Origin of the sequence: Marinomonas pontica, from assembly GCF_036322735.1 — a bacterium.
GTDB lineage: Bacteria > Pseudomonadota > Gammaproteobacteria > Pseudomonadales > Marinomonadaceae > Marinomonas > Marinomonas pontica.
The window spans coordinates 1,987,604-2,007,329 of the sequence record NZ_AP027271.1 but is presented as its reverse complement, the minus strand read 5'-3'; the positions used below and the strand labels follow the sequence as shown (position 1 = coordinate 2,007,329).

General features: G+C 44.8%; 18 protein-coding genes. 17 read left to right on the top strand and 1 reads right to left on the bottom strand.

Annotation, left to right across the window (positions count from 1 at the left end; translation table 11 throughout):
- The first annotated feature begins 1 nt into the window (after position 1).
- The 13 genes from mraY to mutT all read left to right on the top strand — a co-directional run bounded on the left by mraY (position 2) and on the right by mutT (position 15,872).
- Complete coding sequence (mraY, locus tag AABA11_RS09450) at positions 2–1,084, top strand: phospho-N-acetylmuramoyl-pentapeptide-transferase (RefSeq protein WP_338267305.1); 1,083 nt, start codon at positions 2–4, stop codon at positions 1,082–1,084.
- Between the two features lie 9 nt (positions 1,085–1,093).
- A complete protein-coding gene (gene murD / locus AABA11_RS09445; RefSeq protein WP_338267304.1) occupies positions 1,094–2,443 on the top strand; it encodes a UDP-N-acetylmuramoyl-L-alanine--D-glutamate ligase in 1,350 nt (449 codons plus the stop codon).
- Positions 2,440–3,633: a putative lipid II flippase FtsW gene (ftsW, locus tag AABA11_RS09440; protein WP_338267301.1), complete on the top strand. Its 1,194-nt coding sequence runs from the start codon at positions 2,440–2,442 to the stop codon at positions 3,631–3,633. The genes murD and ftsW overlap by 4 nt, the downstream gene beginning before the upstream one ends.
- On the top strand, positions 3,630–4,703 hold the full coding sequence (gene murG, locus AABA11_RS09435) for an undecaprenyldiphospho-muramoylpentapeptide beta-N-acetylglucosaminyltransferase (RefSeq protein ID WP_338267299.1): 1,074 nt from the start codon (positions 3,630–3,632) through the stop codon (positions 4,701–4,703). Before ftsW ends, murG begins: the two co-directional genes overlap by 4 nt.
- On the top strand, positions 4,700–6,121 hold the full coding sequence (gene murC, locus AABA11_RS09430; RefSeq protein WP_338267296.1) for a UDP-N-acetylmuramate--L-alanine ligase: 1,422 nt from the start codon (positions 4,700–4,702) through the stop codon (positions 6,119–6,121). Before murG ends, murC begins: the two co-directional genes overlap by 4 nt.
- 1 nt (position 6,122) lies before the next feature.
- Positions 6,123–7,076 (top strand): D-alanine--D-alanine ligase, encoded by a 954-nt coding sequence (locus AABA11_RS09425; RefSeq protein ID WP_265728001.1) that lies wholly within the window; start codon positions 6,123–6,125, stop codon positions 7,074–7,076.
- Between the two features lie 3 nt (positions 7,077–7,079).
- A complete protein-coding gene (locus AABA11_RS09420) occupies positions 7,080–7,760 on the top strand; it encodes a cell division protein FtsQ/DivIB (RefSeq protein WP_338267294.1) in 681 nt (226 codons plus the stop codon).
- 75 nt (positions 7,761–7,835) lie between these two features.
- Positions 7,836–9,107, top strand: a complete 1,272-nt coding sequence (gene ftsA / locus AABA11_RS09415; protein WP_338267292.1) for a cell division protein FtsA — start codon at positions 7,836–7,838, stop codon at positions 9,105–9,107.
- A gap of 39 nt (positions 9,108–9,146) precedes the next feature.
- Positions 9,147–10,370 carry a cell division protein FtsZ gene (gene ftsZ, locus AABA11_RS09410; protein ID WP_265728003.1) on the top strand — a complete coding sequence of 408 codons (1,224 nt, stop codon included), beginning with the start codon at positions 9,147–9,149 and terminating at the stop codon, positions 10,368–10,370.
- A gap of 106 nt (positions 10,371–10,476) precedes the next feature.
- Positions 10,477–11,394: a UDP-3-O-acyl-N-acetylglucosamine deacetylase gene (lpxC, locus tag AABA11_RS09405; RefSeq protein ID WP_338267289.1), complete on the top strand. Its 918-nt coding sequence runs from the start codon at positions 10,477–10,479 to the stop codon at positions 11,392–11,394.
- A gap of 144 nt (positions 11,395–11,538) precedes the next feature.
- Positions 11,539–14,247, top strand: coding sequence for a preprotein translocase subunit SecA (secA, locus tag AABA11_RS09400; protein ID WP_338267287.1), 2,709 nt, complete (start codon positions 11,539–11,541; stop codon positions 14,245–14,247).
- Positions 14,248–14,262: 15 nt separating this feature from the next.
- On the top strand, positions 14,263–15,483 hold the full coding sequence (argJ, locus tag AABA11_RS09395; protein ID WP_265728006.1) for a bifunctional glutamate N-acetyltransferase/amino-acid acetyltransferase ArgJ: 1,221 nt from the start codon (positions 14,263–14,265) through the stop codon (positions 15,481–15,483).
- Positions 15,483–15,872 carry an 8-oxo-dGTP diphosphatase MutT gene (mutT, locus tag AABA11_RS09390; RefSeq protein WP_338267286.1) on the top strand — a complete coding sequence of 130 codons (390 nt, stop codon included), beginning with the start codon at positions 15,483–15,485 and terminating at the stop codon, positions 15,870–15,872. The genes argJ and mutT overlap by 1 nt, the downstream gene beginning before the upstream one ends.
- Positions 15,873–15,922: 50 nt before the next feature.
- On the opposite strand, the gene AABA11_RS09385 is transcribed toward mutT, so the two are convergent.
- Positions 15,923–16,720 (bottom strand): response regulator transcription factor, encoded by a 798-nt coding sequence (locus AABA11_RS09385; RefSeq protein ID WP_338267284.1) that lies wholly within the window; start codon positions 16,718–16,720, stop codon positions 15,923–15,925.
- 141 nt (positions 16,721–16,861) lie between these two features.
- Between AABA11_RS09385 and ppiC the strand changes: the two genes are divergently transcribed.
- The 4 genes from ppiC to AABA11_RS09365 all read left to right on the top strand — a co-directional run bounded on the left by ppiC (position 16,862) and on the right by AABA11_RS09365 (position 19,649).
- Positions 16,862–17,140, top strand: coding sequence for a peptidylprolyl isomerase PpiC (gene ppiC, locus AABA11_RS09380; protein ID WP_265728009.1), 279 nt, complete (start codon positions 16,862–16,864; stop codon positions 17,138–17,140).
- Between the two features lie 13 nt (positions 17,141–17,153).
- On the top strand, positions 17,154–17,585 hold the full coding sequence (locus tag AABA11_RS09375; protein WP_338267280.1) for a protein tyrosine phosphatase family protein: 432 nt from the start codon (positions 17,154–17,156) through the stop codon (positions 17,583–17,585).
- Positions 17,586–17,654: 69 nt separating this feature from the next.
- Positions 17,655–18,266, top strand: coding sequence for a helix-turn-helix domain-containing protein (locus tag AABA11_RS09370; RefSeq protein ID WP_265728011.1), 612 nt, complete (start codon positions 17,655–17,657; stop codon positions 18,264–18,266).
- Positions 18,267–18,302: 36 nt separating this feature from the next.
- Positions 18,303–19,649, top strand: coding sequence for a class II 3-deoxy-7-phosphoheptulonate synthase (locus AABA11_RS09365; protein ID WP_338267275.1), 1,347 nt, complete (start codon positions 18,303–18,305; stop codon positions 19,647–19,649).
- Positions 19,650–19,726 lie beyond the last annotated feature (77 nt).

The following is a 19,726-nucleotide window of genomic DNA, read 5'->3' as shown; positions in this document are numbered from 1 at the left end:
AATGTTACTTCTGCTAACGGCTTATTTAAGTAAGTACCATACTTTTTTCTCAGTATTTAATTACTTGTCTCTACGTGCCATCTTGGGTGTTCTTACTGCGTTGGCTATTTCTTTACTGATTGGCAATAAGGTGATTTTGTTATTGCAGCGTTTGCAAATTGGCCAAGCTGTTCGAAATGATGGCCCTCAGTCGCATTTATCAAAAGCGGGAACGCCAACCATGGGTGGTGCGCTGATTATCTTTTCCATTTCAGTCAGTACGCTTCTTTGGGGGGATTTGCGCAATCAGTATGTTTGGGTTGTGCTTTTGGTGATGTTGGCATTTGGTGTGGTCGGCTGGGTTGATGACTACCGAAAAGTAGTTGAAAAAAATCCACGTGGCCTTCCTGGTCGTTGGAAATATTTCTGGCAGAGTATATTTGGCTTGGCGGCAGCTGTGTATTTGTATTACACCGCCAGTACGCCAGCTGAAACCGCGCTAATTGTTCCTTTGTTTAAAGATGTGGCCATTCCTTTGGGGGCATTTTTTATTGTGCTTACCTATTTTGTTATCGTTGGAACCAGTAATGCGGTTAATTTGACGGATGGTTTGGATGGATTGGCAATTCTACCGACTGTGTTGGTGGGTGGTGCATTGGGCGTTTTTGCCTATTTGACCGGTAATGTTCGTTTTGCAGATTATCTGTTGATTCCGTATGTGCATGGTTCTGGTGAGTTGTTGGTGTTTTGTGCCGCATTGGCTGGCGCCGGTTTGGGGTTCTTGTGGTTTAACACGTACCCAGCCCAAATATTTATGGGGGATGTGGGCTCTTTGGCATTAGGTGCTGCCTTAGGTACGATTGCTGTTATCGTTCGTCAGGAATTGGTGTTGTTTATTATGGGCGGTGTTTTTGTAATGGAAACCGTTTCCGTTATTTTGCAAGTCGCGTCTTATAAGTTGACGAAGCGCAGGATATTTAGGATGGCTCCGATTCACCATCATTTCGAATTAAAGGGGTGGGCTGAGCCAAAAGTTATTGTGCGGTTTTGGATCATTACCGTTTGTCTTGTTCTTGTTGGTTTTGCTACGTTAAAAGTACGTTAGGAGTGTTAAATGTCGTTGATCGGGTCAGATCGGGTTAGAGCCGTTGTCGGCTTGGGGGCGACAGGCTTGTCTTGCGTACGCTTTTTGGCAAGCAAAGGGATCGAGTTTTATGTGGTTGATTCTCGTGAGAATCCTCCGGGATTGGAGCAAGCCAAAGGGTTTTGCTCGGAGGATCGGATTTTTACTGGCGACCTAGCGGTGCTGGAAACACTGGGCGTGACGGAGCTGTTTGTTAGCCCAGGTATTGCCCTTCGAACGCCTGTGTTAGAGCGTTTGGCTGCGCGTGGCGTTACTATGCGTGGTGACATTGATTTGTTTTGTGACTACGTAGATGCTCCGTTCGTGGCTATTACTGGTTCGAATGCCAAAAGTACCGTGACGACGTTGGTGGCGATGTTGCTTCAAGCATGCGGTAAAGATGCCAAAGCGGGTGGCAATTTAGGGCTGCCAGCGTTGGATTTGCTTTCTCCTAATACTGATTTTTATGTGCTTGAGTTGTCGAGCTTTCAGCTTGAGACAACTCATGCCCTACAGGCTGACCTTGCCTGTCTTCTTAATGTTTCTGAAGATCATATGGATCGTTACAAAGATCTTTATGAATATCAACGAGCCAAACAAAAAGTCTATCGAGGCTGTAAGGCGGCCGTCTGCAACAAACAGGATATTTTGACAGCACCTTTGTTAGCGGAAGGTGTGCCAGTTCGTGCCTTCACTACGAAGAGTCCAGATCTGAAGGAGTATGGCATGCTCAAGGACAGTGATGGTGCTTGGTTGTGTCGTGGTGTTGAAAGACTGTATCACACGTCTCAAATTGCTTTGAAAGGTTCTCATAATCACGCGAATGTCTTGGCGGCTTTGGCCATGATTGAGTTGCTGGGCATGGATGTGAAATCGGCTGGCGTGGAAAAAGTGTTGCTGGAATTTGGCGGTTTGCCTCATCGCTGCGAAACAGTACAAACGCTAAATGGTGTGACTTACATTAACGATTCCAAAGGAACCAATGTTGGCGCAACGCTGGCGGCGCTTCAGGGGTTGGGGTCGGCTTCGGCGAAGAACATTGTGCTTATTGCTGGTGGAGAAGGAAAAGGCGCGGATTTCAGTGCTCTTACCAAGCCTGTGAGTGATTTGGTGCGTATTGTCTATCTCTTTGGTAAGGACGCGGATCGTATTGCGGACGTATTAACCTCGGATACGGAAGTTAGGCGTTTTGATACGCTTGATCAGATCGTGGCAAGTGTTGCTGAAGACGCTAGAGATGGTGACATTGTGTTGTTTTCTCCTGCCTGCGCAAGCTTAGATATGTATAAAAATTATGAGGTGCGAGGTCAGCACTTTGCTGATTTGGTTTCTGCTTTATGACATGGCTGTCGCTGTTTGATCGAGTTTCTTTAAAAGAGTTTGCTCAAGTAGACGCTATTTTTGTTGCTTCAGTTGTGTCGATTCTAGCGCTTGGGATGGTGATGGTTTCAAGTGCTTCAATTTCCATTTCCGAGACAATTCATGGCCACCCTTATTTCTTTATGGGGCGTCAGGCACTTTATCTTGTTTTAGGTTTGGTGTTTGGTTGGGTGTTGCTGTCATTACCAACCCAGCAGTTGCAAAAATGGGGCATCCTGATGATGGGGTTGTCTCTTATGTTGCTGATATTTGTATTGCTACCGGGTATCGGTAAGAGTGTGAATGGTAGTCGACGTTGGATTAATTTGGTGGTGTTTAACCTTCAAGCATCCGAAGTGGCTAAAGTCTGTATGGTGGTTTATATCTCTGGCTATTTAGTTCGCCGTGCTGATCGCCTTCGTCAAGGCTGGATTGGGTTTATGTTGCCGCTTTGTTTATGTGGTGTGTTTCTACTTTTTCTACTCTTGGAGCCTGATTTCGGGGCGTCTGTTGTGCTGCTTGGTACAGTAATGGCGCTGCTTTTTTTAGGTGGTGCGCCGCTTTATCAGTTTCTTGCTCTTATGGGGATGGCGGTACTTGTCTTGGCGGGTGTAGCGGTTTCTGAAAGTTATCGGATGAAGCGTTTGATGAACTTTATTGATCCTTGGGCTGATCCTTTTAATGAAGGGTATCAGCTGAGTCAGGCCTTGATTGCATATGGTAGAGGGGAATGGTTTGGGCTGGGGTTAGGCAATAGTGTACAGAAGCTTTCTTATCTTCCTGAGGCGCACACGGATTTTGTTTTTTCCATCTGGGTGGAAGAAACAGGTATGGTGGGTGGCGTTCTTTTGATTTTTCTGTTCGCTCTGATGGTAAGTCGTGCGTTCAAAATTGGTCATAAAGCCATGGCGCTGTCCAGACCTTTTGCCGCCTATATGTGCTTTGGCTTTTCTATTCTGATTTTGGCTCAAGTTATTATTAATATTGGCGTAAATACCGGCTTCTTGCCGACTAAAGGGTTAACGTTACCATTAATTAGTTATGGTGGAAGTAGCTTGATTATTACATTGGGAAGTTTGTTTGTGGTTGCCCGAGTGGATATTGAGAACAGACGAATTGAACAATCCCAAAGAACAGAGAAAGGCGTTGCTGCGAAAGAGAGTACGGCATGAGTAGTATAAAAAAAGTCATTATTATGGCTGGCGGAACCGGCGGTCACATCTATCCGGCATTGGCTTGTGCACAGAGCTTTAAAGATAAGGGGTTAGATGTTCAGTGGCTCGGCTCCAAAGGGGGAATGGAAGAGTCGCTAGTGGCAAAGCACAATATTGTCTTGCATTCGTTGTCTATCAAAGGCGTCAGAGGGAAAGGGTTGACTGGACTTTTGGCGGCACCGTTTAGAATATTGCACGCAATTGGCCAAGCGGTCGCGGTGTTGCAAAAAATTAAGCCTGATGTTGTTTTGGGGATGGGCGGCTTTGTTGCCGGTCCTGGTGGTGTGGCAGCTCGCCTTTTGGGTATTCCTCTAGTTATTCATGAGCAAAACGCAGTTGCGGGAACCACTAACAGGTTACTTGCGAAGGTTGCCAGCGCAAAGCTTCAGGCGTTTGATGGGGCCTTGCCAAATGCTGTCAGTGTAGGGAATCCTGTTCGACGTGATATTTTGAAACAGACTGTCAGGGATTCGAGAAAAGACAGTGCAAGACCATTGCGATTGTTGGTGGTTGGCGGAAGTTTAGGGGCTAAGGCGATTAATGATGTACTGCCCCAAGTTTTAGCCGCGTGGCCTTTTGCTCAGCGATTGGATGTTTGGCATCAAACTGGCGTGCGCAATTATGAATCGGTGGTATCACTTTACCGTGAGGCCAACGTTGAGGCTCGGGTGGATGCCTATTTGGATAGTATGGATAAAGCGTATTATTGGGCGGATGTGGTTCTGTGCCGAGCTGGTGCTATGACCGTGAGTGAATTGGCAATTGCAGGGTTGCCTTCTATTTTAGTGCCTTACCCCCATGCGATTGATGACCATCAAACGGCCAATGCGCGTTCCTTAGAAAAAGTAGGAGCCGCGTATTTGCTGCCTCAGTCACAATTGAATGGCGAAAAAATTATTTCTTTGCTTTCTGAATTTGTGGAAAGGGAAGACGCATTATTAAAAATGGGAGAGCAAGCTAAGTTGGTCGCTCACCCAAACGCGACACAAGACGTTGTTGCACATTGTTTAAGGTTAATTAAATCATGATTGATAATAAAGCTCAGTACGATATCCCAACGATGCGTCGTATTCAAAATATCCACTTTATTGGGATTGGTGGTGTTGGAATGTGTGGCATTGCCGAGGTATTGCATAATCAAGGGTATCAGGTGTCAGGGTCTGACCTTAAAGCATCGTCAACCACAGAGCGTCTTGAAGAGTTGGGTATAAAAATTTACCTAGGGCATTTGGAAGCAAACGTGTACGACGCGCATGTTATTGTGGTGTCAACAGCCATTAATGAACAAAATCCCGAGATTATTTGGGGGAAAGAGCACCGAATCCCTATCGTTCGACGTGCCGAAATGTTGGCTGAATTGATGCGCTATCGTCATGGTATTGCGGTCGCTGGAACGCATGGCAAGACAACGACGACGAGTCTGATGGCGTCTGTGTTGGCGGCAACGGGTGAGGCACCAACGTTTGTTATTGGTGGTCGATTGACCAGTGCAGGCGCCAATGCGCAATTGGGAAGCAGTTCGTACCTTGTTGCAGAGGCGGATGAAAGTGATGCGTCTTTTCTGCATTTGCAGCCACAGACAGTGATCATTACTAATATCGATGCCGATCATATGGACACCTATGACGGTGATTTCGAAAAGGTGAAACACACGTTCATTGAGTTTGTGCATAATTTACCGTTTTATGGTTTGGCTGTGTTGTGTATTGATGATGAAAATGTGCGTGAAATTCTCCCGTCCTTAAGCCGTCCAGTGCTTACTTACGGTATTGATCAAGTGGCGGATTTTTATGCTACTGATATTGTTCAAACAGGGCGTTTCTGTGAATTTCTGGCGCATCGACCAGAGGGTGAGCCGCTGAAAATTCGATTGCCCATGCCAGGGCGCCATAACGTATTAAATGCTTTGTCGACGATTGCTGTGGCAACTGACCTTGGCGTTGAGCCCACAGCCATTCAGGCAGGTTTGATGGGCTTTGAAGGTGTTGGGCGCCGTTTTCAGGAGCAAAAACCGTTATCGCTTCCTAATGGATCGAATGTCATGTTTGTGGATGATTATGGGCATCATCCCAGCGAAGTATTGGCAACGATCAAAGCCATTCGTGCTGGTTGGCCTGAAAAACGCTTGGTCATGGTGTATCAGCCGCATCGTTACACTAGGACGCGTGATCTTTATGAAGATTTTGTTCGTGTTTTGTCGCAGGTTGATGTGTTGCTTTTGCTGGATGTTTACTCCGCTGGTGAGTCGGCGATAAATGGCGCAGACAGTCGTTCTTTATGTGGCAGTATTCGTCAACGAGGTAATGTTGATCCAATACACGTAGGCAGTGAGTCGGATTTGCGTTCCATTTTGAGTAATGTGTTGCGTGAGGGGGATTTGTTGATCACGCAAGGGGCTGGCGACATTGGCATGGTGTCCAAAAATTTATCTGTGAGCGGGATTTAAAATGTCTAAAACTCTAAAAGACTCTGTTATTGCCGTCATTTATGGTGGTCGATCGGCTGAGCGTGACGTTTCCATGCAAAGTGGGCCGCTGGTTGCTGAAGGTCTTCGTTCAAAAGGGTATCAGGTGACTGAGTTGGATCTTTATGGTCCTGATGCGGCATTTGATCCTGTGGTTCAATTGCAATCCATTGATTTTGATTTTGCTTTTATTGCTCTGCATGGCGGTGAAGGGGAGGATGGGCGCGTTCAGGCGTTACTTGAGATGTTGGGTAAGCCGTATACAGGTAGTTCACCTTTGGCATGCGGTCTGGCTATGGATAAAGTCTTAACTAAACGTTTCTGGAATGGCATTGGGATTCCAACTCCTGCTTATTTGTCTTTTGTCGATCATGCGAATGCGGATGTAATCGAGGAGCAGATGTCTTATCCAGTGATAGTTAAACCTTCTAGAGAGGGTTCTACTATTGGTATTAATAAGGCGATGAATAGGGCTGAGCTTGATGATGCTCTTCTGAAGGCGCTTGAGTATGATTCTGATATTTTGGTTGAAGAATTTGTCGATGGCCCCGAGTTTACTATTACGATCATTGATGATGTAGCGTATCCGGCGATAGGTTTAAAACCTGCTCCAGACCACAAGCTCTATGACTATGAGGCAAAATATATAGCGGATGATACTGAATATCTGCTGCCTTGTGGCTTAAGTGAAGACGATGAGAATGAGCTGCAAATGTTGGCGCTCGATGCGTATCGTTCTCTTGGATGTTCTGGTTGGGGGCGTGTGGATATTATGCGTGACCACAATGGTGTGTTCTGGGTGTTAGAGGTGAATACGGCGCCTGGTATGACGTCTCACAGTTTGGTGCCGATGGCGGCCAAATATGTAGGTATCGACTACGCTTCATTAGTGGAAAAAATTGCTCAGAATGCGTGGACTAAGGCTGAGTGTGACTGATTTATGAGGATAGCGGCATTCATTGGGGCTGTGTTGTTGATCGTAGTTGCCATCTTTCAAGGGAATGATTCCCCCGATACTTGGTTTGCTATTCAGAAAATCGAGATAAAAGGTGATTTAAAAAACGCAACAGTTGATGAGCTGCAATCAGACTACTCCGCTTTGCTGGGGCGCAGTTTGTTAAGTGTTTCTTTGTCCGATGCACTGTCTGTTGCTTTGGCCTCTGAGTGGGTCGAAAATGCAGAGATTCGTAAAGTTTGGCCAAATACATTGCAGGTGCTTGTTCATGAACATACGCCTCTAGCATACTGGGGGGATGGGCAGATTATTTCCACTTCTGCGGTGGTTATTACGCCGAAGACTGTACCGGATTTGCCGCTTACTAGACTGTATGGTCCGGAAGACTCAAGCGATATTGTGCTTGAGCAGTTCGGGTTAATAAGCCAGGTGCTTGCCTCCTCTTCTTTACGGGTCTTTTCATTGACCTTGGAGCCGAGAGGGGCGTGGAGTATTCGGTTCACGAATGGGGTTGTTGTGAAGCTTGGTCGAGATGAGATTTTAGAGAGATTACAGCGTTTTATAGCGGTGTATAAAAGTGATTTATCGGGTAGAATAGATCAGATAACGTCAGTCGATGCTCGCTATCCCCATGGGGTGGCTGTGGGTTGGAAAAAAAATAAATGATATTGGCCTGTTTGTTGCTTTTTTATACAGAAGTGAAGGTCTAATCATAACAAAACGTAATGCCGGGAAGGTAAAATGATAGTCGGTTTGGATGTAGGCACATCGAAAGTTATCTGTTTGGTTGGCGAAGTTCTGGCTGATGGTAGTTTAGAAATTGTCGGTATTGGCTCTCATAGTTCAAAGGGTATGAAGCGTGGTGTTGTTATCAACATCGAGTCAACCGTTCAATCCATTCAGCGTGCCGTTGAAGAGGCTGAGTTAATGGCGGGCTGCAACATACACTCTGTTTATGTGAGTGTGGCGGGAAGTCATATTAGAAGCCTGAATTCTCACGGTATTGTTGCTGTGAAAAATGGTGAAGTGCAGAAAGAAGATATTGATCGCGTAATTGATGCAGCACAAGCAGTACCTATTTCATCAGATCAGCGAGTCATACACATTCTTCCTCAGGAGTACCATATTGATTCTCAGGAGGGGATTAAAGATCCTCTAGGAATGTCTGGCGTGCGCTTGGAAGCAAATGTACACCTTATTTCTGGCGCAGTGAATGCCGTCATGAATGTCGAAAAATGCATTAAACGCTGTGGTTTGGGTGTGGATGGCGTTATTTTGTCTCAGCTTGCATCAAGCGAGTCTTCATTAAGTGAAGATGAGAAAGACTTGGGTGTTTGTTTGATTGATATCGGTGCTGGTACTTCGGATATTGCGGTTTGGCTTGATGGTGCTTTGCATCATACGGCGGTTGTGCCTGTCGCAGGTGATCAGGTTACTAATGATATTTCGATGGCTTTGCGTACTCCTACTCAGCACGCTGAAGATATTAAAGTGAAATATGCATGTGCGATGTCATCCATGGCGTCTGCAGACCAAGTGTTGCAGGTTCCCAGTGTTGGTGATCGTCAGCCGAGATCAATAACTCGTCATGCGTTGACTGAAGTGGTTGAGGCTCGTTATGAAGAAATTTACAATTTAGTTTTGGATGAGTTAAGGCGTAGTGGATACGCAGAGCGAATCCCTGCAGGTATTGTAATTACTGGTGGTACGTCATTAATGGAAGGGGCGGCTGAGCTGGCTGAAAAGGTTTTTCAAATGCCCGTTAGGTTATCTTTGCCAGATTGTATTAAAGGAATGTCAGACATTGTCGATAACCCTATATATTCAACGAGTGTTGGATTATTGGCTTATGGTAGTAAAGAGGCGGAAGTAACCGAAATCTCGAAGCGGATGATGTCTAAGGCGCAAACTAAACGAGAAACGTCAGTTCTGGCTCCTAATGAAATCGGGCCATCCTTCAGTGCAACGAAGGTGTGGCAGAAATTAAAACACTGGTTTCAAAGTTATATTTAGTCAGAATTGATTATGAATTTATTGAGGAGCGATAAGCCCATGAATGTCTTTGATTTAGCCGAAGATAATTTATCAGATAATGCTGTTATTAAAGTAATAGGCGTCGGTGGCGGTGGCGGTAATGCTGTTCGCCACATGCTAGAGAATCGATTGGAAGGTGTTGAATTTATATGTGCCAATACGGATTCTAAAGCGCTGATTGGCTTTGAAACAGGCGTCTCTTTGCAGCTTGGTTCAACGATTACAAAAGGTCTAGGTGCGGGTGCGAATCCAGAGGTTGGGCGCGACTCGGCATTGGAAGATCAAGAAAAAATCACTCAATTGCTAACGGGTGCGGACATGGTCTTCATCACAGCAGGAATGGGGGGTGGTACGGGTACGGGGGCGGCTCCAGTGATTGCGAAAGTGGCTCGTGAGCTGGGTATTTTAACGGTGGCGGTTGTTACAAAACCTTTTCCGTTTGAAGGTCGTCGTCGAGCGAGAGTGGCTGAAGATGGCGTTAAAGAATTGCGTGAGAATGTCGATTCATTGATTACCGTGCCGAACGAACGATTGTTGCCTGTATTAGGGAAGAATATCTCCTTATTGAAAGCATTTGGGGAGGCAAATAATGTCTTATTTAATGCTGTTCAAGGTATTACCGATTTGATTATGCGTCCTGGTCTAATCAACGTCGATTTTGCTGACGTGCGAACCGTTATGTCCGAAATGGGTATGGCGATGATGGGTACGGGTTCTGCATCTGGCGAGGATAGGGCGAGAGTGGCTGCTGAGGCGGCCATTCATAATCCTTTACTTGAAGACATTAACCTGAGGGGTGCGCGAGGCGTACTGGTAAATATCACGGCAAACGAAGAAGTGGGTTTGTCTGAGTTTACTGAGGTTGGTGGCATTATTGAAGAATATGCATCGGAAGATGCTACTGTCGTAATTGGTTGTGCAATTGACCCTAGTGTAGGGGATGAGATGCGAGTTACGGTAGTTGCAACTGGTTTAGAGGGTCGTTCTGCAGTGGAGTTGAAGTCTGCTGTTGGTGAGTCTGTTGTCTCTCAACCAGTGATGGCAAAGGTGGAGCAAGCTGCTGAAAAAAATGAAGTAGCAGCGCCTCAACCAGTGTCGAAGCCTTTGTCAAATCCAAAGGTGGAAGTGGTAGAGAAAAACTTGGATGAAAAGAGTGAATCGGTTGATTCCTCCTCTATTTCGAGTGGCGATAAATTATCGTATCTGGACATTCCGGCTTTTTTGCGTCGACAAGCTGATTAGTTTTAGCAAAAACGATGCAATGTTAAAATGTTGGATTGTATAAAAAATGTGTTATTGATATTATTTTGTAAAGAATAGTATCCAGTCATAAAAATGTAGGAATCAAATGGTACGCCAACACACACTAAAGAACATTATTCGAGCAACTGGGGTGGGTTTACACTCCGGCGAGAAGGTGTATTTGACACTAAAGCCTGCTCCTGTAAATACGGGTATCGTATTTGTTCGCACTGACTTGGATCCAGTTGTAGAGATTCATGGTGATGCGAAAGCGGTCGGTTCAACAAATTTTGCTACGGCTTTATGTCAGGGTGATGTGAAGGTTAGTACTGTAGAACATTTGTTATCTGCAATGGCTGGTTTGGGTGTTGATAATGCTTACGTAGAAGTAAGTGCTAGCGAAATTCCTTTAATGGATGGAAGTGCTAGTCCTTTTGTGTTTCTTCTTCAATCTGCTGGATTGGAAGCTCAAAATGCACCGAAGAAATTTATACGAGTCAAGAAACCGATCAGAGTTGATGAAGGTGATAAGTTCGCTTCTCTTGAGCCTCATTCTGGTTTTCGTTTGTCTTTCACGATTGACTTTCAGCACCCTGCAATTGGCGAGGATGTTCAGAGTACATCGTTTGACTTTTCAACGACTACTTTCGTAAAAGAAATTAGTCGAGCGAGAACCTTTGGTTTCATGAAAGATCTTGAGTACTTCAAGAATAACAACCTTGCTCGTGGCGCGAATATGGAGAACGCAATCGTTCTTGATGATTATCGCGTTTTAAACGACGAAGGGTTGCGCTACCGTGATGAGCTTGTTCGCCATAAAGTGCTTGATGCCATTGGTGATTTGTATCTTCTTGGGCATAGCTTGATTGGTGAGTATAAAGCTTACAAGTCAGGTCATGCTTTGAATAACAAATTGTTATTGGCGCTACTTGAGCATCAGGATGCTTGGGAATATGTGGTTTTTGAGGATGAAGCTCAAACTAACCCGATATCTTATGTTGAGCCAGCTTTTGTTGGTGCATAATTAAGTGATTAATTCTTGATCGCAATTCAAAAAACCAGACTTTATGTCTGGTTTTTTTGTTTCTAGGGGCTTGATATTTCATGTTTTGTCACACATTACCGTGATAGACTGTCTTCATTACTAATTGGCTACGTTGAGTTCAAGATGTTAGGAACTGTAATTAAAAAAATTGTCGGCACAAAGAATGACCGAGAAGTAAAACGATACAAAAAAATTGTTTCGCAAATCAATCAAATCGAAGAATCTTTTAGCAAGCTTTCTGATGATGAGCTATCCGCGAAAACGGGTGAGTTTCGCGAGCGTTTTAATGCGGGAGAGTCTCTCGATTCTATGCTGCCAGAGGCGTTTGCGGTTGTTCGAGAGGGCAGTCGTCGTGTGATGGGAATGCGTCATTTTGATGTGCAGCTCATTGGTGGCATGGTGCTAAACGAAGGCAGAATCGCGGAAATGCGCACAGGTGAAGGTAAAACACTTGTGGCAACGTTGGCCGTGTATTTGAATGCGTTGTCCTCTAAAGGTGTTCATGTAGTCACAGTAAATGATTATTTGGCAAAGCGTGATGCGAATTGGATGCGTCCGTTGTATGAATTCTTGGACATGAGTGTTGGTATCGTTTTCTCTGGTCAGGACCGTGAAGATAAGAAAGCGGCGTATTTATGCGATATCACCTACGGTACAAATAATGAGTTTGGTTTTGATTACCTTCGCGACAACATGGTTTTTCGTTTAGAAGATCGTGTGCAAAGAGATTTAAACTTTTCTGTGGTGGATGAAGTCGACTCGATTTTAATCGATGAGGCGAGAACTCCTCTTATTATTTCTGGCGCTGTTGAAGACAGTTCTGAGCAATACCGTAAGATTAATAAATTAGCGCCTTTGCTGGTTAAGCAAGACGAGACAGAAGAAGGTGATGAGCAGACAGGTCATTACGTTTATGACGAATCTCAGCGCAGCATTGAGCTAACAGAAGCGGGTCACTCTTTTGTAGAAGAGTGGCTTGTGGAGCAAGGGTTGTTAGGCGAGGGCGAAAGTTTATATGCTGCTGGCAATTTGTCGCTATTGCATCACGTCCATGCTTGCATGAAGGCACATGTTATATTCAAAAAGAACGTTGATTACGTTATTCAAGGTGATCAAATTGTTATCGTTGACGAGCACACTGGTCGAACGATGGCGGGTCGCCGTTGGTCTGAAGGTATTCATCAGGCTGTAGAGGCGAAGGAAGGGGTAACCATTCAGGCGGAAAGTCAAACTTTGGCGTCAACGACATTCCAGAACTACTTCCGTTTGTATGACAAGCTGTCTGGTATGACTGGTACGGCGGATACTGAAGCGTTTGAATTTCAGCAGATTTACGGCTTATCCGTTATTGTAATCCCTACAAACCGTCAAGTTCAGCGTAAAGACTTCAATGACTTGATTTATATGTCTACCGAAGACAAATTTGAAGCCATTGTTTTGGATATTGAAGATATCGTCAAGCAAGGTCGTCCTGTGTTGGTGGGTACGGCATCGATTGAATATTCCGAGCTCCTATCAAATTACCTTCTTAAAAAGAATGTAAAACATAATGTGTTGAATGCTAAGCAGCATGAGCGTGAAGCTGAAATCGTTGCGGATGCTGGCCGTCCTGGTGCTGTTACTATCGCGACCAATATGGCTGGTCGCGGTACCGATATTGTTCTAGGTGGTAATTTACAAGTTGAAATTGCGCAACTTGGTGAATCTGCTAGCCAAGAAAGCATTGATGCATTAACGGCTGACTGGAAGTCTCGTAACGAGTCAGTATTGGCGGCCGGCGGTTTGCATATTATCGGTACAGAGCGTCATGAATCTCGTCGAATTGATAACCAGTTGCGCGGTCGTGCAGGTCGTCAAGGTGATGTGGGTTCTTCGCGTTTTTACTTATCTCTTGAAGATAACTTGATGCGCATCTTTATGTCTGATCGCATCAAAAAAATGATGCTCGCGCTTGGAATGGAAAAAGGTGAAGCCATTGAGCATAAGATGGTGTCAAACGCGATTGAAAAAGCCCAGCGAAAAGTGGAAGGGCGCAACTTCGATATTCGTAAACAGTTACTTGAATACGATGATGTTGCGAACGATCAACGTCAGGTAATTTATCGTCAGCGCTTCGATATGATGGTGTCGGAAGACCTTTCTGAAGCGATTTCTGCTATGCGAGAAGAGGTTGTCACTGGACTGATTGATGAGTTTATTCCACCGCAAAGTATATTTGATATGTGGGATCTTGAGGGTCTTGAAGAAAAAGCGCGTCATGAGTTTGGCTTAGATCTTCCTGTCTCAAAATGGGTTGAAGAAGATAAGAAGCTTTACGAAGAGCCTTTGCGCCAAAAAATCTTGGATGCCTTTGTGAGTGATTATAAGGCAAAAGAAGAGGTTGCGGGTGAGCAGTCGTTCAGAGCGTTTGAAAAGCAAGTTCTTCTTCAGGTTCTAGATACTCTTTGGAAAGAGCATCTTCAGACGATGGACATGCTAAGACAGGGTATTCACTTGCGTGGTTATGCTCAAAAGAACCCAAAACAGGAATATAAGCGCGAGTCGTTTGAATTGTTTCAAGGTTTGTTAGAGCAAATTAAATTTGAAGTTATTCAAATTATTACTCGTGTGAAAGTTCAGTCTGCCGAAGAAGCTGAAAAGATTGAAGAAGCACGCCGAAAGCAGGAAGAAAAAACCACGGTAAACATGATTCATGATTCCGCTAATTCATTAGCTGATGATGGGGATGCGGCGTCTGATAGTGTCCAAGAATACCCCAAAGTAGGCAGGAATGAGCCTTGCCCATGCGGATCTGGTAAAAAATATAAGCAGTGTCACGGTAGTCTGATTTAAGTGGAGATAATTTAAATGGCTGTAGGGTTGCATGATTTTCCAATTATCCCTGAAATAAAAGGGGTTCGTATTGGTGTTGCGGAAGCTGGTATTAAAAGACCTAACAAGAAAGACGTTGTTATTTTCGAGTTGTGTGAAGGTGCTTCGGTTGCTGGTGTGTTTACTCAGAATGCCTTTTGCGCTGCGCCTGTGCGTATTTGTCAAAAGCACTTAGGTTTGGCTGGTAGTCGCTATCTGCTCATTAATACGGGTAATGCCAATGCTGGTACTGGGAAGTCAGGTTTAGAGACAGCCCTTAAAACATGTGAAGCCCTTGCTGACAGTGTTGGTGTCCCTGTTGAGTCCGTTTTACCTTTTTCTACTGGTGTCATCGGTGAGCCTTTGCCGGTATCCAAAATAGTAGCGGCCATACCGGCGGCGCTTGCTAATCTATCTGCGAATAATTGGCATGCGGCCGGTGTTGGTATTATGACAACGGATACTTTACCGAAAGGTTCTGTCAGAACGTTTGATTTTGAAGGTCGAACCTATACTGTTGCTGGTATCTCTAAAGGTGCAGGCATGATTCGCCCTAATATGGCGACTATGCTGGGTTATGTTTGCAGTGATATTGCAATGAACGTCGATGTTCTTCAGTCGATACTAAAAGACGTTGTCAATAAAAGCTTTAATCGCATAACGGTTGATAGTGACACTTCAACAAATGATTCTTGTGTCGCGGTGGCAACAGGCATGGCGGGTAACGAGCAAGTTACCTCGATTGATGAGCCGCTCGCTCAAGCTTTTATTACTGCTTTTACAGAAGTGATGCAAGAGTTGGCTCACGCGATTGTTCGTGATGGTGAAGGCGCAACTAAATTTGTTACTGTGGAAGTCGTTGGTGCTGCGATTGAGTCTGATGCAACAAAAGTAGCCTTTGAGATTGCGCATTCTCCATTGGTCAAAACGGCTCTTTTTGCTTCTGATCCGAACTGGGGGCGAATTTTGGCTGTTGTTGGTCGTGCTGGTGTTCAGGGTTTAGATGTGGACCGCGTTCAACTCCATATTAATGGTTTTGAAGTGGCTCGTGACGGTGGCCGCTCGCCGGATTATCTTGAAGAGCATGGCAAGAAGGCAATGGCGCCTGCTGAAATTCATATTGTATTGGATTTAGGTATGGGGGCTGAGTCTGACACGGTTTGGACAACAGATTTCTCTCATGAGTACGTGACAATAAATGCTGAGTATCGCACCTAATGTTAGTAAAGGTTGCGGTAGGTATTGTTTTACGTAATGACTTTGTTTTTTTAGCGCTTAGGAAGGCAGGTCAACATCAAGGTGGAATGTGGGAGTTTCCTGGCGGTAAATGTGAGCCCTCGGAATCTGCGGAAGCCGCTTTGGTGAGAGAGCTTGAAGAAGAGTGTGGTATTTTGGTTAAGGCTTGCTCGTTTTTTAAGGTTATCTCTCATGATTACGGTGATAATAAAGTTGAGCTCTGTTTTTATAAAGTAACAGAGTTTGATGGTGAGCCAATGGGTAAAGAGGGGCAAGAAGTTCGCTGGGTTGCGATTTCTGATTTATTGAAATATCAGTTTCCTGATGCAAACTTGCAAATTGTGAACGAATTAGTTTCCTCTTCCAAATAAGGTTTTCCTTTCAAAAAAAAGAGCTTCAAGTTGAAGCTCTTTTTTTGCGCTTAGTTTAAAATTTTGGCCAATAGTTTTCTAACGACACTTGGTTCAAAGGGCTTCCCGCAAATGGCATCTACGCCTTCTTGTGCAATGTTCGCAAGTTGGCTGTCTTCTGAATTTGAGCTGACCATGAGAATAGGGATGTGAGCTATTGCGGGATCGAGCCTGACGGCTTCGGTTAATTCTTTTCCATCCATTTCGGGCATATTGTAGTCGGTCACAATGAGGTCGAATTCCATTTGATTGAGAAGCGAAATCGCTTCTTTGCCATTTTCCGCAAATTGTATGTCTTCAATCCCCATTGTGTTGAGGGTCTTGCTGACATGCTTTCTTGCCATGCGACTATCGTCTGTCACCAGTACTCTGAGTGTTTTTGGGTCGAATAACTCTAGATCGATTTCTTCTTCGACAATTAAATCTAGTGTGGCGTGAATGGCTCTTTTTAGGTCTTTTTGGTTGAACGGTTTTGGAAGAATCGCGAGTACGCCAGATTGTCTGAGGTGTTCTAAATGTTCGCGATTTCGCTCGCTTGAAATCAACATGAAGCACTGGTTTTCGGTGTCTTCATTGGATCTGATTTTGTCGATCAGGTCGTTTGCGGTTCCATCAGGCAAATACATGGAAGAGATAATGAGATCTGGAGGGAAGCGGCTTAATGAATCTAAAGTTTCTTGGATTGTGTTTGCGTATTCAATCTGTCGAATACCAGCATCTTCTAGCGCCTTGGTGATTATTTTCCTTTGCATGTCTGACGGTTCTACTAGGAGGAAAGATAGGTCATTTATCGCTGCGTAAGTACTCATGTTGTAAGGTCGCCTATTTGTTGGTGTTAATACTGCTTTTGCTCAGACTATTTTAAGGTTTATGGTTGCTTAGTAGTTAATATGATTATACTAAATAGGTTACCATGTTTTATCTAGTCTATTTGAAAGGTAGGAGTTGTAATGTCTACGGCAAGCGCATGTCATATTTTGGTGAAAACAAAAGCCGAGGCGGAATCGTTAAAGTCCAAATTGGATGCAGGTGCCGATTTTCATAAGCTCGCTAAGCAGTATTCTACTTGTCCATCTGGCAAGAAGGGCGGTGATCTTGGTGAGTTTCGTAAGGGTGATATGGTGCCCGCTTTTGATAAGGCGGTATTTAGTGGCCCTTTGTACAAAATTCAGGGGCCAGTCAAAACACAGTTTGGTTTCCACCTGATTAAAGTCTTGTATCGTTCGTAAAGGGGGTGTGTAAATGGAGAGTCCAATTCAACTGGATGCGTTGTATTTTGTCGCACCTCAGATAGTTGCTGACGACCTGAGTGAGCTCAAAGCAATGGGGTTTGAGAGGGTTATTAATAATCGTCCTGATGCGGAGTCGGATGGTCAGCCGAGCGGAGAGAGTTTGCGTGTCGTGGCTGAAGCGCTCGGCTTGGAGTATATAAGTAATCCAATAGCGCTTCCTTCGTTGTCTCAGGTTGAGGTTGATTTGCAAGAGAAAGCGCTTAATGGTGATAAGAAAACCTTGGCGTTTTGTCGCACAGGAACTCGCTCTTCGGTGCTATGGGTGTTGCTTGAAAACAGCCAAGGTAAAGAGGTCGAGTCATTAACTTCCTATGTGTCGTCTAAAGGCTTTGATCTGTCACGTTGCTCGTCAGCGATGGCGCCTTTGTTGAAGGCTAAATAGCGTTTATTCTTTGATAGGTCTGGAGCGTGTAAGCTCTTGAGTGTTTTAAATAGGCAGTATTGGTAAATTATGGTTAGTCGTCCGTCACTAGAAACAGCTACCGCTTCAGATCCGGATCGATTTGTTGAGCCTTTAGAATTGGGAAAGCGTGTAAAAGAGATTCGCCTAGCAAGGGGCTGGACATTAGAGGAAGTGGGAAAGAGAACGGGAATTGCTCGTTCGACATTGTCCAAAATTGAAAATGACCAGGTTTCCCCCAGTTTTACTATTGTTCAAAAGCTGATTAATGGCTTAGAAATGGACTTGCCTCAACTGTTTGTTGAGGCAAGTGAGCACTCTATTGCTGGGCGCAGGGACGTTACGCGTAAGGGGCGGGGTGAGCCACACCCAACTGCGACTTATGAGCATGAGCTGTTGAACTACTCGATTAGTCGTAAGAAAATGGTTCCATTTAAAACGACAGTCAGAGCTAGGTCGTTTGGGGAGTTTAAGGAATGGGTTCGGCATGACGGTGAAGAGTTTTTGCTTGTGCTGCAGGGAAAAATTACGTTTTTCTCTGAGCTCTATGAACCTATTGAGTTAAAAGAGGGTGACAGTGTGTATTATGATGCGTCTATGGGGCATGCGGTGGTTTCGTTGTCAGTTAAGGATGCAGAGATACTCTGGGTTGTTGCTCGTTAATTTCAGAAAATATTTAGAAAAAGGTTGTATACGGTTATGTCACAGTGGGAATTAGCAAGTTGGAGAGAAAAAACGGCGTTACAGCAGCCGGTTTACCCAAATGCAGAGCACTTGTCTCGGGTTGAAGAGACTTTGGGTAAAATGCCTCCACTTGTTTTTGCAGGGGAGGCGCGCCAGCTGAAAAAAGCGCTGGCTCAAGTAGCGAATGGTCAATCATTCTTACTGCAAGGCGGAGATTGTGCGGAAAGTTTTGCTGAGTTTCATGCTAATAATATCCGCGATACGTTTAAGGTGATGCTGCAGATGGCAGTGGTATTAACGTACGCAGGAAAATGCCCTGTTGTAAAGGTAGGTCGTATGGCTGGGCAATTTGCTAAACCTCGCTCTGCTGGAACAGAGGTTATTGGTGGTGTTGAGTTGCCGAGTTATCGCGGTGATATCATCAACGGTATTGATTTTACAAAGCAAGCTAGGGTTCCTGATCCAGATCGTTTAGTGCAGGTTTATAATCAAAGTGCGTCGACAATGAACCTGCTTCGTGCTTTTGCTCAAGGTGGTTTCGCCGACTTGCATCAGGTGCACCAGTGGAATTTAGATTTCTTGAATGCGAGCCCTGCAGGTAGTCGTTTTCAAGGTGTTGCGGATAAAATTGATGATGCTTTGCAGTTTATGGAAGCGTGTGGAATTGGGCCGGGTCTAGCTCAACTTAAAGAAACGGATTTTTACACTTCGCATGAGGCGCTTTTGTTGCCATATGAGCAAGCGCTGACTCGAAAAGACAGTTTGACTGGCGAGTGGTACGATTGTTCTGCTCATATGTTATGGATTGGCGATAGAACGCGTCAGCTAGATGGTGCGCATGTTGAGTTTTTGCGTGGCGTTCAGAATCCGATTGGGGTTAAAGCAGGCCCAACAATGGATCCAGAGGATTTATTGAGGCTTTGCGATGTTTTGAATCCAAATAATGAGGCGGGCCGCCTGAATATTATTGTGCGTATGGGGGCTGACAAAGTAGAAAGCGGAATGCCGAAACTGATTCAGGCGATTCAGCGTGAAGGTAAAAATGTCGTCTGGAGCAGTGATCCAATGCATGGTAATACTGTTAAGGCCTCTACAGGTTATAAAACGCGTCGAGTTGATGATGTTTTGAGAGAGGTGCAGCAGTTTTTCCAAGTTCATAACGCAGAAGGAAGTTACGCTGGTGGTGTGCATTTTGAAATGACGGGTCAGAATGTGACAGAGTGTGTTGGTGGTGCTTTCGAGGTCACTGAGGCGGATCTAGCGGATCGCTATCATACGCATTGTGATCCTCGTTTAAATGCGGATCAGTCTCTGGAGTTGGCGTTCATGATTTCTGAGACGCTTAAGAAGGCAAGGTCCTAATTTTTCATGTGTTTATTTTGTCAATCTGCGGGTAGACAAAATTCAGTCATTAAAAAAGCTCAGTTAAATACCTAACT

What these genes read in the sequence shown, in the direction of transcription:
- AABA11_RS09375 (WP_338267280.1), top strand. Translation starts at nt 17,154, where the DNA reads ATGGAGAGTCCAATTCAACTGGATGCGTTGTATTTTGTCGCACCTCAG.
- AABA11_RS09370 (WP_265728011.1), top strand. Translation starts at nt 17,655, where the DNA reads ATGGTTAGTCGTCCGTCACTAGAAACAGCTACCGCTTCAGATCCGGAT.
- lpxC (WP_338267289.1), top strand. Translation starts at nt 10,477, where the DNA reads ATGGTACGCCAACACACACTAAAGAACATTATTCGAGCAACTGGGGTG.
- AABA11_RS09420 (WP_338267294.1), top strand. Translation starts at nt 7,080, where the DNA reads ATGAGGATAGCGGCATTCATTGGGGCTGTGTTGTTGATCGTAGTTGCC.
- AABA11_RS09385 (WP_338267284.1), bottom strand. Translation starts at nt 16,720, where the DNA reads ATGAGTACTTACGCAGCGATAAATGACCTATCTTTCCTCCTAGTAGAA.
- AABA11_RS09365 (WP_338267275.1), top strand. Translation starts at nt 18,303, where the DNA reads ATGTCACAGTGGGAATTAGCAAGTTGGAGAGAAAAAACGGCGTTACAG.
- argJ (WP_265728006.1), top strand. Translation starts at nt 14,263, where the DNA reads ATGGCTGTAGGGTTGCATGATTTTCCAATTATCCCTGAAATAAAAGGG.
- ppiC (WP_265728009.1), top strand. Translation starts at nt 16,862, where the DNA reads ATGTCTACGGCAAGCGCATGTCATATTTTGGTGAAAACAAAAGCCGAG.
- ftsA (WP_338267292.1), top strand. Translation starts at nt 7,836, where the DNA reads ATGATAGTCGGTTTGGATGTAGGCACATCGAAAGTTATCTGTTTGGTT.
- murG (WP_338267299.1), top strand. Translation starts at nt 3,630, where the DNA reads ATGAGTAGTATAAAAAAAGTCATTATTATGGCTGGCGGAACCGGCGGT.
- murC (WP_338267296.1), top strand. Translation starts at nt 4,700, where the DNA reads ATGATTGATAATAAAGCTCAGTACGATATCCCAACGATGCGTCGTATT.
- secA (WP_338267287.1), top strand. Translation starts at nt 11,539, where the DNA reads ATGTTAGGAACTGTAATTAAAAAAATTGTCGGCACAAAGAATGACCGA.
- ftsZ (WP_265728003.1), top strand. Translation starts at nt 9,147, where the DNA reads ATGAATGTCTTTGATTTAGCCGAAGATAATTTATCAGATAATGCTGTT.
- mraY (WP_338267305.1), top strand. Translation starts at nt 2, where the DNA reads ATGTTACTTCTGCTAACGGCTTATTTAAGTAAGTACCATACTTTTTTC.
- ftsW (WP_338267301.1), top strand. Translation starts at nt 2,440, where the DNA reads ATGACATGGCTGTCGCTGTTTGATCGAGTTTCTTTAAAAGAGTTTGCT.
- murD (WP_338267304.1), top strand. Translation starts at nt 1,094, where the DNA reads ATGTCGTTGATCGGGTCAGATCGGGTTAGAGCCGTTGTCGGCTTGGGG.
- AABA11_RS09425 (WP_265728001.1), top strand. Translation starts at nt 6,123, where the DNA reads ATGTCTAAAACTCTAAAAGACTCTGTTATTGCCGTCATTTATGGTGGT.
- mutT (WP_338267286.1), top strand. Translation starts at nt 15,483, where the DNA reads ATGTTAGTAAAGGTTGCGGTAGGTATTGTTTTACGTAATGACTTTGTT.